Origin of the sequence: Rhodococcus sp. T7, assembly GCF_009872365.1 — a bacterium.
Lineage (GTDB): Bacteria > Actinomycetota > Actinomycetes > Mycobacteriales > Mycobacteriaceae > Rhodococcus_F.
On the sequence record NZ_WXYH01000349.1, the window covers coordinates 32045 to 48207 of the forward strand.

17 protein-coding genes are annotated in these 16163 nt (G+C 69.0%); 6 read left to right on the top strand and 11 right to left on the bottom strand.

The annotated features are described in order from the left end of the window. Positions 1-15: 15 nt before the first annotated feature. Positions 16-1179 (bottom strand): steroid 3-ketoacyl-CoA thiolase, encoded by a 1164-nt coding sequence (locus MLGJGCBP_RS34270; protein WP_160101342.1) that lies wholly within the window; start codon positions 1177-1179, stop codon positions 16-18. Between the two features lie 201 nt (positions 1180-1380). Continuing rightward, positions 1381-1992: a TetR family transcriptional regulator gene (locus tag MLGJGCBP_RS34275; protein WP_072940808.1), complete on the bottom strand. Its 612-nt coding sequence runs from the start codon at positions 1990-1992 to the stop codon at positions 1381-1383. A 185-nt stretch (positions 1993-2177) separates the two neighbouring features. Between MLGJGCBP_RS34275 and MLGJGCBP_RS34280 the strand changes: the two genes are divergently transcribed. Beyond that, entirely contained in the window at positions 2178-3716 is a 1539-nt protein-coding gene (locus tag MLGJGCBP_RS34280) for an FAD-dependent oxidoreductase (protein WP_160101344.1), read from the top strand. Between the two features lie 11 nt (positions 3717-3727). Here the strand turns inward: MLGJGCBP_RS34280 and hsaA are convergent, their stop codons facing one another. Next, on the bottom strand, positions 3728-4894 hold the full coding sequence (hsaA, locus tag MLGJGCBP_RS34285; protein ID WP_160101346.1) for a 3-hydroxy-9,10-secoandrosta-1,3,5(10)-triene-9,17-dione monooxygenase oxygenase subunit: 1167 nt from the start codon (positions 4892-4894) through the stop codon (positions 3728-3730). 166 nt (positions 4895-5060) lie between these two features. Between hsaA and MLGJGCBP_RS34290 the strand changes: the two genes are divergently transcribed. From MLGJGCBP_RS34290 to MLGJGCBP_RS34300, 3 genes are read left to right on the top strand one after another with little or no spacing between them, the layout of a single operon-like run. After that, positions 5061-6224, top strand: coding sequence for a Rieske 2Fe-2S domain-containing protein (locus MLGJGCBP_RS34290; RefSeq protein WP_160101348.1), 1164 nt, complete (start codon positions 5061-5063; stop codon positions 6222-6224). After that, entirely contained in the window at positions 6202-6456 is a 255-nt protein-coding gene (locus MLGJGCBP_RS34295; protein ID WP_087560202.1) for a hypothetical protein, read from the top strand. The genes MLGJGCBP_RS34290 and MLGJGCBP_RS34295 overlap by 23 nt, the downstream gene beginning before the upstream one ends. A gap of 23 nt (positions 6457-6479) precedes the next feature. Beyond that, entirely contained in the window at positions 6480-7271 is a 792-nt protein-coding gene (locus MLGJGCBP_RS34300; protein ID WP_160101350.1) for an SDR family NAD(P)-dependent oxidoreductase, read from the top strand. Positions 7272-7293: 22 nt separating this feature from the next. Here the strand turns inward: MLGJGCBP_RS34300 and MLGJGCBP_RS34305 are convergent, their stop codons facing one another. Then, a complete protein-coding gene (locus MLGJGCBP_RS34305) occupies positions 7294-8079 on the bottom strand; it encodes an SDR family NAD(P)-dependent oxidoreductase (protein WP_160101352.1) in 786 nt (261 codons plus the stop codon). A gap of 226 nt (positions 8080-8305) precedes the next feature. Here MLGJGCBP_RS34305 and MLGJGCBP_RS34310 point away from each other — a divergent pair, with 226 nt between their 5' ends. Then, positions 8306-9121 (top strand): alpha/beta hydrolase, encoded by an 816-nt coding sequence (locus MLGJGCBP_RS34310; protein WP_160101354.1) that lies wholly within the window; start codon positions 8306-8308, stop codon positions 9119-9121. Between the two features lie 70 nt (positions 9122-9191). Continuing rightward, the gene (locus MLGJGCBP_RS34315) at positions 9192-10418 is read left to right on the top strand and encodes a low temperature requirement protein A (RefSeq protein ID WP_160101374.1); all 1227 of its coding nucleotides are present in this window, start codon (positions 9192-9194) and stop codon (positions 10416-10418) included. Here MLGJGCBP_RS34315 and MLGJGCBP_RS34320 read toward each other — a convergent pair. From MLGJGCBP_RS34320 to MLGJGCBP_RS34350, 7 genes are all read right to left on the bottom strand, one after another. Further along, entirely contained in the window at positions 10415-11251 is an 837-nt protein-coding gene (locus MLGJGCBP_RS34320) for a DUF427 domain-containing protein (RefSeq protein ID WP_160101356.1), read from the bottom strand. The genes MLGJGCBP_RS34315 and MLGJGCBP_RS34320 overlap by 4 nt on opposite strands. Before the next feature lie 20 nt (positions 11252-11271). Then, on the bottom strand, positions 11272-11871 hold the full coding sequence (locus MLGJGCBP_RS34325; protein ID WP_160101359.1) for a hypothetical protein: 600 nt from the start codon (positions 11869-11871) through the stop codon (positions 11272-11274). Then, positions 11871-12239 carry a PEP-utilizing enzyme gene (locus tag MLGJGCBP_RS34330; protein WP_160101361.1) on the bottom strand — a complete coding sequence of 123 codons (369 nt, stop codon included), beginning with the start codon at positions 12237-12239 and terminating at the stop codon, positions 11871-11873. Before MLGJGCBP_RS34330 ends, MLGJGCBP_RS34325 begins: the two co-directional genes overlap by 1 nt. A 14-nt stretch (positions 12240-12253) precedes the next feature. After that, positions 12254-12640: a hypothetical protein gene (locus MLGJGCBP_RS34335; RefSeq protein ID WP_160101362.1), complete on the bottom strand. Its 387-nt coding sequence runs from the start codon at positions 12638-12640 to the stop codon at positions 12254-12256. Between the two features lie 78 nt (positions 12641-12718). After that, positions 12719-13870 carry an alpha/beta hydrolase family protein gene (locus tag MLGJGCBP_RS34340; protein ID WP_160101364.1) on the bottom strand — a complete coding sequence of 384 codons (1152 nt, stop codon included), beginning with the start codon at positions 13868-13870 and terminating at the stop codon, positions 12719-12721. Next, positions 13867-14778: a biphenyl-2,3-diol 1,2-dioxygenase gene (gene bphC / locus MLGJGCBP_RS34345; RefSeq protein ID WP_160101366.1), complete on the bottom strand. Its 912-nt coding sequence runs from the start codon at positions 14776-14778 to the stop codon at positions 13867-13869. The genes MLGJGCBP_RS34340 and bphC overlap by 4 nt, the downstream gene beginning before the upstream one ends. 89 nt (positions 14779-14867) lie before the next feature. Beyond that, on the bottom strand, positions 14868-16046 hold the full coding sequence (locus MLGJGCBP_RS34350) for an acyl-CoA dehydrogenase family protein (RefSeq protein ID WP_160101368.1): 1179 nt from the start codon (positions 16044-16046) through the stop codon (positions 14868-14870). Positions 16047-16163 lie beyond the last annotated feature (117 nt).

The window sequence follows — 16163 nt, forward strand, 5'->3', positions numbered from 1 at the left end:
CGATCGTTCGGGGGTTCAGATGCGTTCGATGATGGTTGCGGTGGACAGCGCGCCACCGGCGCACATCGTGACCAGTGCGGTGGCGGTGTCGGAGCGTTCCAGTTCGTGCAGGGCGGTGGTGATCAGCCGGGCCCCGGTGGAGCCCACCGGATGTCCGAGGGCGATGGCGCCGCCGTTGACGTTCACCTTCGACAGGTCGGCGCCGTGCACCTGCGCCCACGACAGCACGACGGACGCGAACGCCTCGTTGATCTCGACGAGATCGATGTCGCCCAAAGACATTCCGGCGCGATCGAGGACCATCCGCGTCGAGTCGATCGGTCCGTCGAGGTGGTAGTAGGGGTCGGAGCCGACCATGCCGGATGCGACGATCCTCGCGCGCGGCCGCAGTCCGAGTTCACGGGCACGGTCCTCGTCCATGAGCAGGACGGCGGCGGCGCCGTCGCTGATCTGGGACGAGTTGCCCGCGGTGTGGATGTGGCCGTCGATCACCGGCTTCAATGCGGCCAGGGCGTCGGCCGTCGTCTCCCGCAATCCGCCGTCCCGGGTGACCACCGCGGATTCACCGGTGGGTGTGCCCGCCTTGTCGACGACGGGGGTGGTGACCGGCACGATCTCGCGGTCGAATCTGCCTTCCGCCCAGGCCTGTGCGGCGCGTCGTTGCGATTCGAGGCCGAGGGCGTCGACGTCTCCGCGCTTGATCCCGCGCAGGTCGGCGATCCGCTGGGCCGAGGTGAACTGGTCGCCCATGTCGATCGACCAGTCGCCGGGGTACGGGTTGCCCGTCTCCGGCGTGGCGGCCTGGCCGAGAAACACCCGGCTCATCGCCTCGACACCGCACCCGATTCCGGCGGAAATCTGGCCGGACGCGATCAGACCCGCCACGACGTGCACGGCCTGCTGGGACGATCCGCAGGCGCAGTCGATCGACGTGGCCGCCGTCGTGTACGGCAGACCCGCGTGCAGCCACGCCTGCCGGGTCACGTTGTTGGACTGTTCACCGGCCTGGGTGACGCATCCGCCGACGATCTGTCCGACGTCCTCCGGGGCGACGCCGGACCGTTCGAGGACGCCCCGCTGCGCGGCGCCGAGCAGTTCGGCCGGGTGCAGTCCGGCCAGCGCCCCGTGCCGGCGCCCGATCGGTGTCCGTGCCGCGTCGACGATGACGGCGTTGCCCATGTTCCGCTCCCTTGGGTTCTTCTGACTCGGGGTTCGTGTGACTCGCGAACATGTCCGCGGCTCATTTTTGGAATTTATTCTATTTCTTGGAAGACAGCAATGCCCTTCGTCTTGCGAAGGACGATTTCCTACCCGCCTCAGCGGTCAGGAATGAATTTCACTTCGGGGGCGCCTACGAAGCGACCCCGGCCCGGCGAGCGGTCAGCGGTGCGACAGTCCGACCAGCAGCAGGTCGCATGCCTTGCGGATGTCGGATTCGGCGTCGGGAATGGTGACCCGGCCGTTGAGGCAGGACTGGATCACGCCGAACCACAACTGCACCAGCAGGCGCAACGCGGTCAGGTCTTCCTCAGTCGGGTGTTCGATCCCGGCGGCGTCCAGCATGATCTGCCGGAACGCGCGGTCGACCTTCCCTGCGTCCGGCACGGACGCCACGTTGGCGGTGCTAGTGGACTGGATCATCGCCGTGGAGAGCGCGGGCCGGCGCAGCAGACCGCGGGTGGCCCGGACGAGCACGTTGTACACCGCGTCCTGCGGTGATTCCCCGGGCGGCGCACTCTTCTTGAAACCGGCACCCATCCGGTCGATCTGATCGACCATCACCGCCACGAACAGGTGCGTCTTCGACGGAAAGTACCGGTACAGCGTCCCGATCGCGACACCGGCGCGTTTGGCCACCTCGTGCATCTGGACGCGGGCGAGTTCCTTCTCGGTCGCCAGTTCGACGGCGGCCTCGAGCATGCGGACGTGGCGGGCCCGCTGTTCCTCCGAACTCGGTTCGGCAGCGTCCCGCACCTCGGCGATTCTCGGCACCCTCGATCCCCCTTCACTCCGCACACAGCCCCGGATCCGGTGTCGATTCTCGCACTGGATCGGCAAAGCTTCGAATTTCGTCCGGTGAGTGGGACCGCACGTGCCGCACGCCGCCCGGATGCGATTGCGTGAACCCCACGACTGGACCGCCAGTCACCACGGAACATTCAACGGAGGAAACGACGATGCAGGACTGGACAACCGAGTGCGACGTGCTGGTGGTCGGTTCGGGGGGCGGCGCCCTGACCGGCGCGTACACGGCCGCTTCGCAGGGTTTGCGCACCCTCGTCCTCGAGAAGACCCCACTGTTCGGCGGCACGTCCGCGTACTCGGGCGCCGCGGTGTGGCTGCCGGGCACCGCCGTGCAGGAGCGTGCCGGAATCGGCGACTCCACGGACAAGGCGCGCACGTACCTGCGCGCGGTGGTGGGAGACGAGGAGATCGACCGCCAGGAGGCGTACGTCACGACCGCCCCCGAGGTCGTCGAACTGCTCGAACGCGATCCTCACATCGAGTTCGAGTGGCGCGCATTCCCCGACTACTACAAGGCGCCCGGCCGCATGGACTACGGTCGCGCGATCAACCCGCTCGACCTGCCGGGCGACGAGGTCGGCGAACTCCGTGAGGTGATCCGGCCGGAAGCCGACGTCGACCGGGCCGGCGAACCGCATCCCGAGGGAACGCTGAACGGGGGCCGCGCCCTGATCGGCCGCCTCCTCATGGCCCTGTACGGCACCGGGCACGCGGAACTGCGCACCGAGACCGCGGCCCGCTCGCTGATCGTCGAGGACGGCCGGGTCGTCGGCGCCCTGGCGACGGACGCGACCGGTGAGACGATCCGCATCCGGGCGACGCGCGGTGTGCTGCTCGCGGCGGGCGGGATCGAGGGCAGCGCGGCCCTGCGCACCGAGAACGGAACGCCCGGCCGAGCCGAGTGGAGCATGGGCCCGCGCGGCGCCAACACCGGCGACCTCCTGCAGGCGGCGGTGGAGGTCGGCGCCGACACCGCGCTGCTCGACGAGGCGTGGTGGTGCCCCGGCGTCGAACTTCCGGACGGCTCGGGCGCTTTCATGGTGGGTGTGCGCGGCGGGATTCTGGTCGACACGGCCGGCGAGCGGTACCTCAACGAGTCGCTGCCGTACGACCAGTTCGGCCGCGCGATGATCGAACACGGCAGCGCCGGGTCCTACCTCGTCTTCGATTCGAAGGAGGGCGGGCCCGTGTTGCCTGCCATCTCCATTCCGCAGATCTCCGCCGAGAAGCATCACGCGGCGGGCACCTGGGTCTCGGCCGACACGATCGAGGAACTCGCGGAGAAGATCGGCGTCCCCGCGGACGCTCTGCGCCGCACCGTCGAACAGTTCAACGACTTCGCCAAGCACGGCGTCGACGAGGCGTTCCACCGGGGAGAAGATCCGTACGACAACTTCTTCTGCCCGCCCGGCACGGGTGCAGACGCTCCGCCCAACCCGGCGCTGAGCCCGGTGTCGCAGGGCCCGTTCCACGCGGCCCGCATCGTGCTGAGCGACCTCGGCACCAAGGGTGGGGTCCGGACCGACGCCGACGCCCGCGTCCTGCGCGCCGACGGCTCCCCCATCGACGGGCTGTATGCGGCAGGCAACACCAGCGCATCGCTCAGCGGCCGGTTCTACCCCGGCCCCGGCGTGCCACTCGGCACCGCAATGGTGTTCTCCTACCGGGCAGTTCAGCACATGCGGGCCTGACTAGACGAGAGCTACACAAGGTTGTCCTCCACCGGGAGCCCGAACGCACCCCTGCCGAACAGGGCGAGGGCGCGTTCGGGCTCGTTGGCCACGTGCGCGCTGCCCGCGTGGGCGTCACGCCACGACCGTTCGATCGCGTTGCCGCGGAACAGCGAACTCCCGCCGGCGGTCTTGAACAGCAGGTCGATCGCCTCGAGGGCCCGCTCGGTGGCGCGGACCTGATCGCGGCGCACCCGCAGGCGCAAGCCCATGGGGAGTTCCTCACCGGCCTCGGCCAACTCCCACAGTTCCCGCACGTTGCGGTCCATCTGCAGGATTGCGGCATCGATCTCGGACGCCGCCCGGGCGACCGCGACCTGGGCGAACTGGTCGTCGACGAATCGGCCGCCACCGAGGGTGAGCCGCACCCGCTCCCGCATGAACGTCAGATAGCGCTCGTAACATCCCGCGACGATGCCGACCCCGGGCGTCGCGACGGCAGTGGTGAACAGCGTGGCGAACGGCAGCCGGTACAGCGGTCCCCGGTTCACCTTCTGCCCCGGACCGCGCAGTTTCGCCGTCTCGTAGTTCCTCTTGATCCGGTAGTCGGGAACGAACACGTCCCGGGCGCTGATCTCGTTGCTGGCGGTGCCGCGCATCCCCACCACGTCCCACACGTCGTGGATGCGGTAGTCCGACCTCGGCACCAGTGCGGTCATGAAATCGACCGGGCGGCCCTCGGTTCCGACGACCATCGCGCCGAGCAGCGCCCACGACGCGTGCTCGCAGCCCGAGGAGAAACCCCAGTCCCCCGTCAGCCGGTATCCGCCCTCGACCGGGACGAGCCGCCCGACGGGTGCGTAGGCGGACGACACCAGCACCGAATCGTCGTGGCCCCACACGTCATGTTGCGCCCGGTCGTCGAACAGGGCCAGGTGCCACGGGTGCACGCCGAGCACGGACGCCAGCCAGCCCGTCGAGCCGCACACCCCCGACACGGCGCGCACCACCTCGTAGAAGTGCACCGGATTGCTCTCGGTGCCGCCGTACCGCCGGGGCTGCAGCATCTTGAACAATCCGGCGTCGCCGAGTTCACGGATCACCTGCTCGGACACCCGCCGCGACTCGTCGACCTTGTCCGCGCACTCCGCGATCGTCGGCAGCAGCCCGCGGACCGATCTGAGGACCTCGTTCGTCATCTGTCGGAGGGTAGGGCGATCGCACCCGCGCGTGGATATACATCTCGCTCAACGGGAAACGCCGCCCTTCGACCGGTCCCGTCCAGTGGGACCACACGATGCCGGCCGTTCACGCTCACTTAGCGTGCAGGGCACCGCACAAGCCCAGGAGAGGACGGGACGCATCGTGACCACCCAACAGTCCGAGACAGTCGAGGTACGCGAGATCGACGCGGGCGCAGCGCCCACCCGATTCGCCCGTGGATGGCACTGCATCGGCTTGTCCGAGCCGTTCCGGGACGGCAAGCCGCATTCCGTCGAGGCGTTCGGCACCAAACTCGTCGTCTTCGCCGACAGTGCCGGCGACCTCGCGGTGCTCGACGGCTACTGCCGGCACATGGGCGGCGATCTGAGCCAGGGCACCGTCAAGGGCGACGAGGTGGCGTGCCCGTTCCACGACTGGCGGTGGGGAAGCAACGGCCGGTGCAAGAAGATTCCGTACGCTCGCCGGGTGCCGCCGCTCGCGCGAACCCGGTCGTGGCACGCGCTGGACCAGGACGGGATGCTGTTCGTGTGGAACGATCCGGAAGGCAATCCGCCGCCCGCGGACGTCACGATTCCCCGCATCGACGGCTCTCTCGACGACGAGTGGACGGACTGGGTCTGGTACCGCACCACCGTCGACACCAACTGCCGCGAGGTGGTCGACAACATCGTCGACATGGCGCACTTCTTCTACGTGCACTTCTCGTTCCCCACCTACTTCAAGAACGTCTTCGAGGGCCACGTCGCCAGCCAGTTCATGCGCGGGCAGGCCCGTGAAGACATGCGCCCGCACGCGTCGGGTCAGCCGAAGATGGTCGGAAGCCGCTCGGACGCCACCTATTTCGGACCGTCGTTCATGGTCGACGACCTGACGTACCAGTACGAGACGCACGACGTCGACTCCGTGCTGATCAACTGCCACTACCCCGTCAGCGCCGACAAGTTCGTGCTGCAGTACGGCATCATCGTCAAGAAGTCCGAGGAACTCGAGGGCGACGCCGCCACCGCGATGGCAAAGAATTTCGGCACGTTCATCGCGAAGGGCTTCGAGCAGGACATCGAGATCTGGAAGAACAAGACCCGCATCGAGAATCCGCTGCTGTGCGAGGAGGACGGTCCGGTCTACCAGCTGCGGCGGTGGTACGAGCAGTTCTACGTCGACGTCGCCGCGGTGACGCCGCAGATGACCGAGCGTTTCGAGTTCGAACTCGACACCACCCGGCCCGTGGAATCGTGGAAGCGGGAAGTGGACGAGAACCTCGCAAGAAAGGCGCGCGAAGCCGATGCAGCCGCTGCAGTGCACTGAGTGCGGCGCGCGGGTGCTCGTCCAGAAGAACAGCTGGGAGCACACGTCCATTCAGTGGGACGACGCGGCCCGCTCCCGGTGCCGTGAGATCGGCGGTACCGGACCGGGACGTCCCGGCGCTCCCCGGGAAGGGTGCGCGGCACTGACCGCGTCGATCGCCCGGGCCGCGCAGGCGGGTGCCGTCCCGGTGCGCGATCCCGACCCCGTACCGACGCCCGTCGTCGTCCACTGAAATCATTCCCGAAGGGACACATCATGATCGACACCGACTACTACGGACCGTGGGCCGTGATCGCAGGCGGCTCCGAGGGTGTGGGCGCGAGCTTCGCCGAGGAACTCGGCCGAGCGGGGATCAACCTCGTGCTGATCGCCCGCAAACCCGGCCCACTCGAGGAGACCGCCGCCAAGGTCCGCGCGCACGGCGTCCTGGTGCGCACCCTCGCGCTCGACCTCCTCGACCCGGACGCCCCCGACCGGATCCGCACGGCCACCGACGACGTCGAGGTCGGGTTGCTGATCTTCAACGCCGGAGCCAACAGCTACGGGCACGAGTTCGTCAGCGGAGACCTCGCCGGCTTCCAGCGCATCATCGACCTGAACATCACCTCCCAGCTACACCTGTCACAGCACTTCGGCGCGAGGATGAAGGACCGCGGCCGGGGCGCGATCGTGCTGGTCGGTTCGCTGGCCGGCTATCTGGGGTCGGAAGACCAGAGCATCTACGCGGCGTCCAAGGCGTTCGGCCGGATCTTCGCCGAAAGCCTCTGGCTCGAACTGGCGCCGTTCGGCGTCCACGTGGTCGAACTCGTTCTCGGCGTCACCCGCACGCCGGCGATGGTCCGGGCGGGCCTGAACTTCGACCTGCCGGGGATGAACGTCGCCGAGCCCGAAGACGTTGCCCGGGAGGGGCTCGCGCACCTCGCGGACGGTCCGGTCTGGGTGGCGGGCGGCAACTACGACGCGGCGCAGAAGCGCAGCGGTTTCCCCCGCGACGCACTGGTGCGCGGTGCGGCCGAGGGCATGCGGAAACTTCTGGGCCGCCGGTAGGCCGCGGGTGGTCAGAGGGCGGTCAGAGGGTGGTGACGAGTCCACCGTCGATCACGAAATCGGATCCCGTCACGTTGCCCGCCCGATCGCTCGCGAGGAACACGACGAGATCCGCCACCTCGTCCGGGCGGGTGAACCGGCCCGTGACCGACTGTTTCGCGACACTCTCCGCCACCGCCTCCGCTTCGCCGCCCGCGGCGCGCGCCACCGTGGCGGCCACCCCGTCGTCACCGAGCCACAGGGCGGTCGATACCGGACCGGGGCTGACCGTGTTCACCCGAATTCCCGACGGCCCCACCTCTTTCGACAGAGCCTTCGAGAAGTTGGTGAGCGCGGCCTTCGACGCGCAGTAGTCGATGACGGTGGGATCGGGCAGGAAACTGTTGACCGAACTCGTGGTCACGATGCTCCCCCGGCCCGCGGCGATCATCGTGGGCAGCGCGGCCCGGATCGTCCGCACCGCCGACATCAGGTTGAGATTCATCGTCGTGATCCAGTCTTCGTCGGTCACGTCGAGGAAACCGGTCAGCCTGGGGTGGGCGGCGCCGACGTTGTTGACGACGACGCCGAGACTGCCCCGGGCAACGGCCGCGGCGACGAGTTCGCCCGGGCCGGTGGGTGTCGACAGGTCGACGCTCACTGCCTCCACGTTTCCGCCGCGGACGAGTTCTTCCAGTTCCGGGCCGGGTGATCGTGCCCCCGCCACCACGAAGGCGCCTTCCGCGGCGAGCGCCCGGGTGATGGCAAGCCCGATACCCTTGCTGGCTCCGGTGACCACGGCGACGGTGCCGTGCAATGCGAGATCCACGGGGTTCCTCCTGACGACGGCGAAGCGTGCACGAGCGGAATGCCCCCTCCGCTCACGCTAGCCGAAATGATGCCGACCGCGCTGCGGGCGAGTAATCTCAGCGACGAAGGGCCAGGCCACGGCGTCGTCCGTCGTACTGCACTGCTTCTCGTCGCACGACTGATTGTGGCGCACAGTCCCCTTCACCCCTGACCACTGTGTTCCGCCCCGACCCGGGAGACGAGTGATGCGACTTCTTCGATTACGAACCGCCGTCGCCGCGTGCGCGATCGCCGCTGCCGGCACACTCACCGTCGGGGCCGGACCGGCCCTCGCCCAGGATCTGCCGACGGTGGTGCTGGTCCACGGCGCGTTCGCCGACACGACCAGCTGGGACGCGGTGGCCGCGAACCTGCGCGGTCGCGGGTACGAAGTCGTCGTCCCGGACAACCCGCTGCGCGGACCCGCGTACGATTCCGCCGCCATCGAGAAGGTGCTCGCGGACATCCCGGGACCGGTGGTGCTCGTCGGCCACTCGTACGGCGGGGCGGTCATCACGAATGTGCACTCGCCGAACGTCGAGGCTCTCGTCTACGTGGCGGCATTCGCCCCGGTGCAGGGCGAGCCGGTGATGCTGAACCTCGACCCGATCCGCTTCCCCGGCAGCCAGTTGCTCCCACCGGTGCTGCAGGTGAAGGTCGTCGAGAACGATCCCACCGGGATCGCGGGCAGGAACCTCGACGGCTACATCAACCCGGCCGACTTCCATCGGGTGTTCGCACCGGACGTGTCGGACGCGACGGCCGCCGAGATGCTCGCGCACCAGCGGTCGGCCGCGCTGGTGGCGAACCTCGAACCGAGCGGCCCGCCGTCGTGGGCGTCGACTCCCAGCTGGGCCATGGTCGCTCAGAACGATCAGGTGATTCCGGCGACGTCCGAGCGGTTCATGGCCACCCGGGCGGGGGCACAGATCACGGAGATCCCCGCGTCGCACGCCGTCCTGGTGTCTCAACCCGTCGCCGTCGCCGACCTCGTGGTGCAGGCAGACCGGGCGACACCGTAACGGCCGGGTCGTGAACGCACCCGACCGATCGGCATCGAACAACAGGAGCCTCGCCCACCGCGTCCGGAAGATGGTCGGACGCGACCCGGACGAGGAACACCGCACGGCAACGCCGTTGGAGTTGCTGTTCGACCTGACGTTCGTCGTCGCGTTCGGTGTCGCGGGCAATCAGTTCGCCCACCTCGTCGCCGAAGGACACGTCGGCGCCGGGCTGGCCGGATTCTCGTTCGCGATGTTCTCGATCATCTGGGCGTGGATCAACTTCTCCTGGTTCGCCTCGGCCTACGACACCGACGATTGGATCTACCGGGTCACCACCATGATCCAGATGATCGGCGTCGTCGTCCTGGCACTCGGCATGCCGCAGATGTTCGCGTCCATCGACCGCGGAGTCGAACTCGACAATTCCGTGATGGTGTCCGGGTACATCGTCATGCGGGTCGCCATGGTGTTCCAGTGGTTGCGCGCAGCCCGGCACGACCCCGACCACCGTTCGGCGTCGCTGACATACGCCACGGCACTCGTTTTCGCCCAGATCGGCTGGGTCGCCCTGCTGATCGCACCCCTCACCGTCGAGTATGCGTTCGGCCTCGGCGCCGTCCTCATCCTCGTCGAGATGAGCAGCCCCGTCATCGCCGAACGGTACAGGGGCGGAACACCCTGGCACGCACACCACATCGTCGAGCGTCACGGCCTGCTCGTGATCATCACGCTCGGTGAGGGTGTGATCGGCACGGTGGCCTCACTGTCCGCCGTCGTCGAACACCAGGGGTGGACGCTCGACGCGATACTCGTCGCGGTCGCGGGCATCGGACTCACGTTCGGACTGTGGTGGGTGTACTACACCCTGCCGTCGGCCGAGGTGCTTGCGGTGTATCGCCGCCGCTCGTTCGTGTGGGGGTACAGCCACATCGTGATCTTCGCCGCACTGGCCGCCGTCGGGGCCGGGTTGCACGTGGCGGCGTACTACATCGAACACGCCTCCCACATCGGCGCAACGGCGACGGTGCTCGCCGTCGCCGCTCCCGTCGCGATCTACCTCGCGGCCGTGTACCTGCTGTACACGTATCTGCTGCGGGTTCCCGATCCGTTCCACGTCCTGCTCCTCGTCCTGACCGCGGCCACGATCGCGCTCGCACTCGTGCTGGCGGCGCAGGGCGTGTCGATGGCGTGGTGCCTGATCGTGGTGATGCTGGCACCGGTCGTCACCGTCGTCGGATACGAGTTGCTCGGGCACGCCCACGAGGCCCGGGCACTCGAGATCGCGCTCGGCGGCGCAGACGCCGCCGAGGATTAGGACCAGGGAGTCAGGGAGCGAGGCCGGGCGACACCGTCGACGATCAGATCGATCCGCTCGTCGAAGAAGGCCACGAGTCCGCGAACTTCCGACGCATCGACGAGTGGGTTGTCGTAACGCCACGCGATGTCGTGAAGCAGTCCGCCGGGGGTGACCGCCGACTGATAGGTGGCCTCACCCTTGTATGCGCAATACGTCTTCGTCTCACTCGGTTGCAGTTCCGCGACGACGTCTTCGGGCGGCAGGTAGTAACGGACCGGCAGCATCGTTTCGAACAGCATGCTCGCCCGCCGCGAGTCGGCCAGGACCGTGTCGCCCAACATCAACTGCACACGACGGGATGTGCGGCGAACGTCGATGCGCTGGAACGGGTCGTGCGGATGGCCGACGATCTCGTCGTCCTCCTCCAGCCAGCGGTCGAAGCCGTCGAAATCGAGAACCACATACCCGGCCAGGTCTGCGTCACCGGGCCGGAACCCCAGGGCGTACCGCTCGCAGTCGATGCGGATCGCGACGGCCTCGCCCTCCGCACTGTGCACAGAAAACGGCACCCGCGGATCCAGCACCGGCATCGACGTCACGTCCGGCAGCGCGAAGCCGACTGCGTCCGCCGCCGGCACCGGCCTCGCCGGCTCCGGCGTCACCTCCGCGGCGATGTCCTCCTCCGGCACCGCGTAGGTGGGAACGACGCGCCGGGGTTCCCAGACCAGAACCGCGCGGTCGCTGTCGACCACCGTGGTCGCGTTCAGCACGGCGCGGATCCGCTTCGCTGTCGGCTCGTAGCGAAGCTCACGTAACTGACGTCCGACGGTGTCGCGCAGTCGCAGGCCCATGCGTTCGAGACTAGGCCGTATCACCGAACCAGGCCGAGGGACGCGATGAGGTCCTCGTGGAACTCGAACCAGACGCGGTGGCAGGAGTCGCGGTCGGTCGCGGTGATCCAGGCCGGATCGGTGCTCGCCCACTCGACTGCGTCGGCAAACCGCCGGTGGTAGCCGGCGAACCGGTCCGCGTCCGCGACCAGGCGCGCCTCGAAATCGGCCAGTGCGCGGGCCGCGGACGCGAGGCGGGTGGTGGTCTCGTCGAGGGTCACGGTTGCGTCGCCGATACCCAGCTCGGCCAACTGCCAGGCGGTGCACGCGTCCGCGACGGCGACGTTGTGCGGCAGGAACTCCCGGTGCACCTGCACCACCACGGCACGGATCCCGCACCGGTCGAGGTCGGCGGCGAGCAGTCGCTCGCCGTGTACCTTTCCGAGATCGGTCAGGGACCAGCCACTGTCCTCGGCGAACGTGGTGCGGGTGACCCACCCACGGGCCTGGGCATCGAGCAGGTGCTCGGCGGTCGCCTCGACGGGCAGCTCGAATCGGGCAGCCACACGCGCGGTCTCGGCGTAGCCGAGGATCCGCACGGCGTGCAACACCAGAATGTCCGTCGGAGTGCGGTAGGCCATCAGATCCTCCCGGCGTTCGGAACGGCGACGTGCCCGCGCGTGCCGTCCACGCGAACCAGCAAGCCGTCGGTCAGGGTGATCATGGCCGTCGGCGCAGCCACGACCGCGGGGATGCCGAACTCGCGGGCCACGATCGCGGCGTGCGCCGACAACCCACCGGTCTCGGTGACCACCGCGCAGGCTGTGGCCACCAGCGGGGTCCAGGCCGGCGACGTCGTGCGGCAGACCAGGACGTCGCCCGGGCGGAAGCGGGCGAAGTCGTCCGGGCCGCCGACGATCCGCGCGGGGCCGACCGCGGTGCCGGGGCCGGCCGCGATGCCGGTCAGCAGCACCTCGCCCGGCGCAGCTTCCGGGTGGGGAGTGGACATCACGAGGCCACCGCTCAGTCCTCCGCGTCGCGGTCGCCGACTCGGGACACGACCCGGTTCAGGCGCTGCTGGGCGGCCTGAGCCGAACCCAGGCCGAGCGCCTCGGCGATGTGCGGCCAGGTCAGCCCACTGCCCCGGGCGGCGAACAGCAGCCCGGCCTCGATCTGGTCGAGTTCGACCCGCGCCGAAGACAGCAGCCGCAGCCCGGCCGCGAGGACCGCCGGGTCCGCACCGTTCGCATCCCGGCAGTCCCACGCCGCGAATCTGACGAGGTCACCGTCCGAACGTGGCTGCCCGGGATGCTCCCACGGACGCCGCTCGAGCCTCGCGGCACCGGCCCGGTTCAGCGTCGTGCGGGCCGAATCCAGCTCGGCCGCGTGTGTCTGGTCGTCGGTGGTCACCCGGCCACTCCACGCCATCAACAGCCTGTTGTCAACAAACTGTTGATGATCGTGGTGTCCGGGGAGGTCCCGGCGCCGTCAGCGGTCGAGGATCCCGGCGACGAAATCCTGCGCGTCCTGCTGCGACGCCCCGATCGTCCCGCGATGGTCCACGCCCTCGTACGTCCGATACGTGAGTTCGTTCCCGTTGTCCTGCAACGTCTTCACCATCAGATCCGTCGACGGTTTGCTCACCACCAGGTCACCGGAACTCTGCGCGACCAGCGTCGGGACCTGCACGTGGACCCGCGACGGCTCCTGGCGGCCCAGGTACTCCGTCAGCGGTCCGAGGTCGGCGTCGGGGCGGAAGACCTGACCCGCGGGCACGGGCGGCACCTTCCGGATGTCGTCGATGCACCCGGTCCGCGCCGCCGTCAGCAGCGGTTGCGCCTGCTCCGTCAGCAGCGCCGACGGGTCGATCGCGGGATCGGCGGCCTGCGCGCCGAGGAGGATCAGCGGGAGGAACGCCTCGGCCGCTTCGATACCCGGCACGCCCGAGCGGAAGTAGTTCGGAGTCTGGTCGAGCCCGTTGCCCGGGGCGATCGCCACAGCACCGCCGAGGTCCAGTTCCGGGGCGCGCTCCTCTGCCTGCGCCGCGGTGAACAGCGCCGCCTGCCCACCCTGGCTGTGCCCGATCACGAACCACGTCGAGCCGACCGCCGGATCCACCTCGCGGGCGGCCCGGACGATGTCCACGACGGCGTTCGCCTCCGTGTCACCGTTGATGTACGGATGGATACCCGGCGTGCCCAGACCCTGGTAGTCCGTGCTCACCACCGCGTACCCCTTCGCCACCCAGTCGTCGAGGGAGGCGTTGACTCCGGAGAGGTAGCTGTGGGCGGGACCGCCCGCGAAATCCGCGGACGGGGCGCAGGCGTCCGCGACTCCGGTGGTGCCGTGCGCCCAGCTGATCACCGGATACCCGCCCTCGGGTGCCGGCGAGCGGGGAATCGCCACGGTCCCCGACACCACGACCGGGCCGCCGTTGCCGTCCTGCGACGCGTAGGTGATCACCTCGGTCCGCGCGGCGCTCGGCAGCGCGGGACCATCGGTCACGGCGCGGGCCGACAGCAGTTGACCCGGCCGGGGCGACGTGTCGGTGGTCGTCTCGGAAGCCGCACTGGAACAGGCACTTCCACCGAGGAGAACGAGTGCGGCCACAGCGCCGATGCGGGCGCGCGAGGACGTCACGAGAACGCCGCCAGCGGCTCGGAACCCGACCAGTCGTGGCCCCAGTAGCTGTCCGCCGTGATCTCCTCGGCGGTGTAGTGCGCCTCGTCGACGAGCATGCCGTCCGTGCCGAATTCGAGGTCCCAGCCGCCGGGGGCGCGCACGTAGAACGACACCATGCGGTCGTTGGTGTGGCGACCGAGGGTCGACGAGATGGAGAAGCCGAGCTTGCCGAGCCGGTCGAGTGCCTGACCGACGGCGTCGAGGGTGTCGACCTCCGTCATCAGGTGCACCATCCCCGGTTCGCCGCTGTGCGGGGCGGGGCACAACGCGAGACTGTGATGGCGCTGGTTGACGCCCATGAACCGCACCCGGCGGGCGGGTCCGGGGGCGTCGGCCGGTCCGAGGCGGATCGCCCCGCGGGGCAGGAACCCCAGCACCTCGGTGTAGAACAAGTACGCCTCCTCGAACGCCGGCGTCGGGAGAACCACGTGCCCCAGTCCCTGTGCGCCGGTGACGAAACGGCCCCCGTGCGGGGTGACGACGGGACTGTGGTCGAGGACCGGCCCGAAGAACACCTCCACCCGGGTGCCGGACGGATCGTCGAACGCTAACACCTGCTCGGCGTCGCGGTAGCGCGACTCCTCCTCGGACAGGACGTCGACCGTGACGCCCGCCTTCTCCACCTGCTCGCGCACCCGCTGGAGGGCGAACTGGTCGCGTACCTCCCACCCCACGGCGAGCGCCTTGTCCGTGTCGCCGGGCAGGACGATCAGCCGCGACCGCCGCTCGTCCACGCGCAGGTACAGGCCGTCGGGTTCGGGGCCCGACCCCTCGGCCATGCCCAGCCCGTCCACCACCAGCTCACGCCAGCGTGGCACGTCCTTCGTCTGGATCCGTAGGTAGCCGAGCCCTCGGATGTCGGTCATGTGAAGTCCTTTCCTGGGGGGGCGGCTCCGCCACCCGTGCGCCTTTCTGGTAGCTGGAACTACCAAAAAGGCGCACGGGCGCGGAGCGCCTAGATCATCGAGCGGTGGATGCCCTGGGGTTCGCCGCCGAGCTGGGTGAGGGCCGAGGAGTGGAAGATCGACCCCGGCACGTGGATGGCGTGCGAGAGGCCGGCGTGCGCGTCCCGCCAGAACCGCTGCATCGGTGTCTTCAGTTGGAGCGCACCGCCACCGGAGCGCGCGAAGATCTCGTCGACGGCGCGTACCGCCCGCCAGGCTGCGGCCGTCTGGGTGCGACGACCGATCGACCGCAGCTCGAACGACACCTCCCGGCCCTGCTCGGTCATGTCCCAGAACCGGTCGACCGTCTCCAGGATCGCTGCGCGCGATGCCGCGATCTCCGCGGCCGCCTCGCCGATCGCGAACAGCACGTAGGGGTCGTCCTTGATCGGGGTGCCGGAGACGGTGACGCGTTCGCGTTGCGCGTTCAGGTGGCACGCCAGCGCGCCCTCGGCGATGCCGATGAGCGAGGACGTGATGCCGAGCGGGAAGATGCACGAGAACGGGAAGTTGTAGAGCGTCTGGGTGCGGCCGAACTCCTTCGGCGCGGACCCGTCGAAGACCTTGTCGGCCTGCAGCGTCCGGTGTTGCGGGATGAACGCGTCCTTGACGATCAGGTCCTTGGATCCGGTGCCGCGCAGTCCGACGACGTTCCAGCTGTCCTGGTCGATGTCGTAGTCCGAGCGCGGGAGCAGCACGTGCAGGATCTTCGGGGGCATGACCCGGTTGCCGTCCCGGTCGCCGACCGCGGCGCCGATCATGACCCACCCGCAGTGGTCGGTGCCCGAGGAGAACGACCACCGTCCGTTGAGGACGTAGCCGCCGTCGACGGGCACGGCCACCCCCATCGGGGCGTACGGCGACGCCATCCACATGTCGGAGTCCTCGCCCCACACCTCGTCCTGCGCGACGCGGTCGAAGAACGCCAGCTCCCAGGGGTGGACGCCGACGATGCCGCTGACCCAGCCCGCGGCTCCGTCGATGGCGCCGATGCCCATCGCGGTCTCCGCGAATTCGCGCGGGTGGGATTCGTAGCCGCCGTACTCCTTGGGTTGCAGCATCCGCATCACCCCGGAGTCGCGCAGCCTTTTCGCGGAGGTGTCCGACAGCCGCATCAGCTTGTCGCCCTCGGCGCCTTCCGCGCGGATCTCGTCCGCGTACTGTTCGATCCTGTCAAGAACCTGGCCCATGATGATCTCGGCTTTCTGGTGTCGGTACCCGGCGGAACGCCTAGTAGTACTTTGTTAGATCGGCGTGTCGGCTCGAGTTTTCGTGATTTTCTCGAGAGCATGCGGGCATGGATACAG

Excerpts from the sequence above, each read along its gene's own strand:
- MLGJGCBP_RS34270 (WP_160101342.1), bottom strand. The coding sequence starts at position 1,179 with ATGGGCAACGCCGTCATCGTCGACGCGGCACGGACACCGATCGGGCGC.
- MLGJGCBP_RS34325 (WP_160101359.1), bottom strand. The coding sequence starts at position 11,871 with ATGGCCTACCGCACTCCGACGGACATTCTGGTGTTGCACGCCGTGCGG.
- bphC (WP_160101366.1), bottom strand. The coding sequence starts at position 14,778 with ATGACCGACATCCGAGGGCTCGGCTACCTACGGATCCAGACGAAGGAC.
- MLGJGCBP_RS34350 (WP_160101368.1), bottom strand. The coding sequence starts at position 16,046 with ATGGGCCAGGTTCTTGACAGGATCGAACAGTACGCGGACGAGATCCGC.
- MLGJGCBP_RS34300 (WP_160101350.1), top strand. The coding sequence starts at position 6,480 with ATGATCGACACCGACTACTACGGACCGTGGGCCGTGATCGCAGGCGGC.
- MLGJGCBP_RS34295 (WP_087560202.1), top strand. The coding sequence starts at position 6,202 with ATGCAGCCGCTGCAGTGCACTGAGTGCGGCGCGCGGGTGCTCGTCCAG.
- hsaA (WP_160101346.1), bottom strand. The coding sequence starts at position 4,894 with ATGACGAACGAGGTCCTCAGATCGGTCCGCGGGCTGCTGCCGACGATC.
- MLGJGCBP_RS34310 (WP_160101354.1), top strand. The coding sequence starts at position 8,306 with ATGCGACTTCTTCGATTACGAACCGCCGTCGCCGCGTGCGCGATCGCC.
- MLGJGCBP_RS34320 (WP_160101356.1), bottom strand. The coding sequence starts at position 11,251 with ATGGGCCTGCGACTGCGCGACACCGTCGGACGTCAGTTACGTGAGCTT.
- MLGJGCBP_RS34315 (WP_160101374.1), top strand. The coding sequence starts at position 9,192 with ATGGTCGGACGCGACCCGGACGAGGAACACCGCACGGCAACGCCGTTG.
- MLGJGCBP_RS34330 (WP_160101361.1), bottom strand. The coding sequence starts at position 12,239 with ATGTCCACTCCCCACCCGGAAGCTGCGCCGGGCGAGGTGCTGCTGACC.
- MLGJGCBP_RS34280 (WP_160101344.1), top strand. The coding sequence starts at position 2,178 with ATGCAGGACTGGACAACCGAGTGCGACGTGCTGGTGGTCGGTTCGGGG.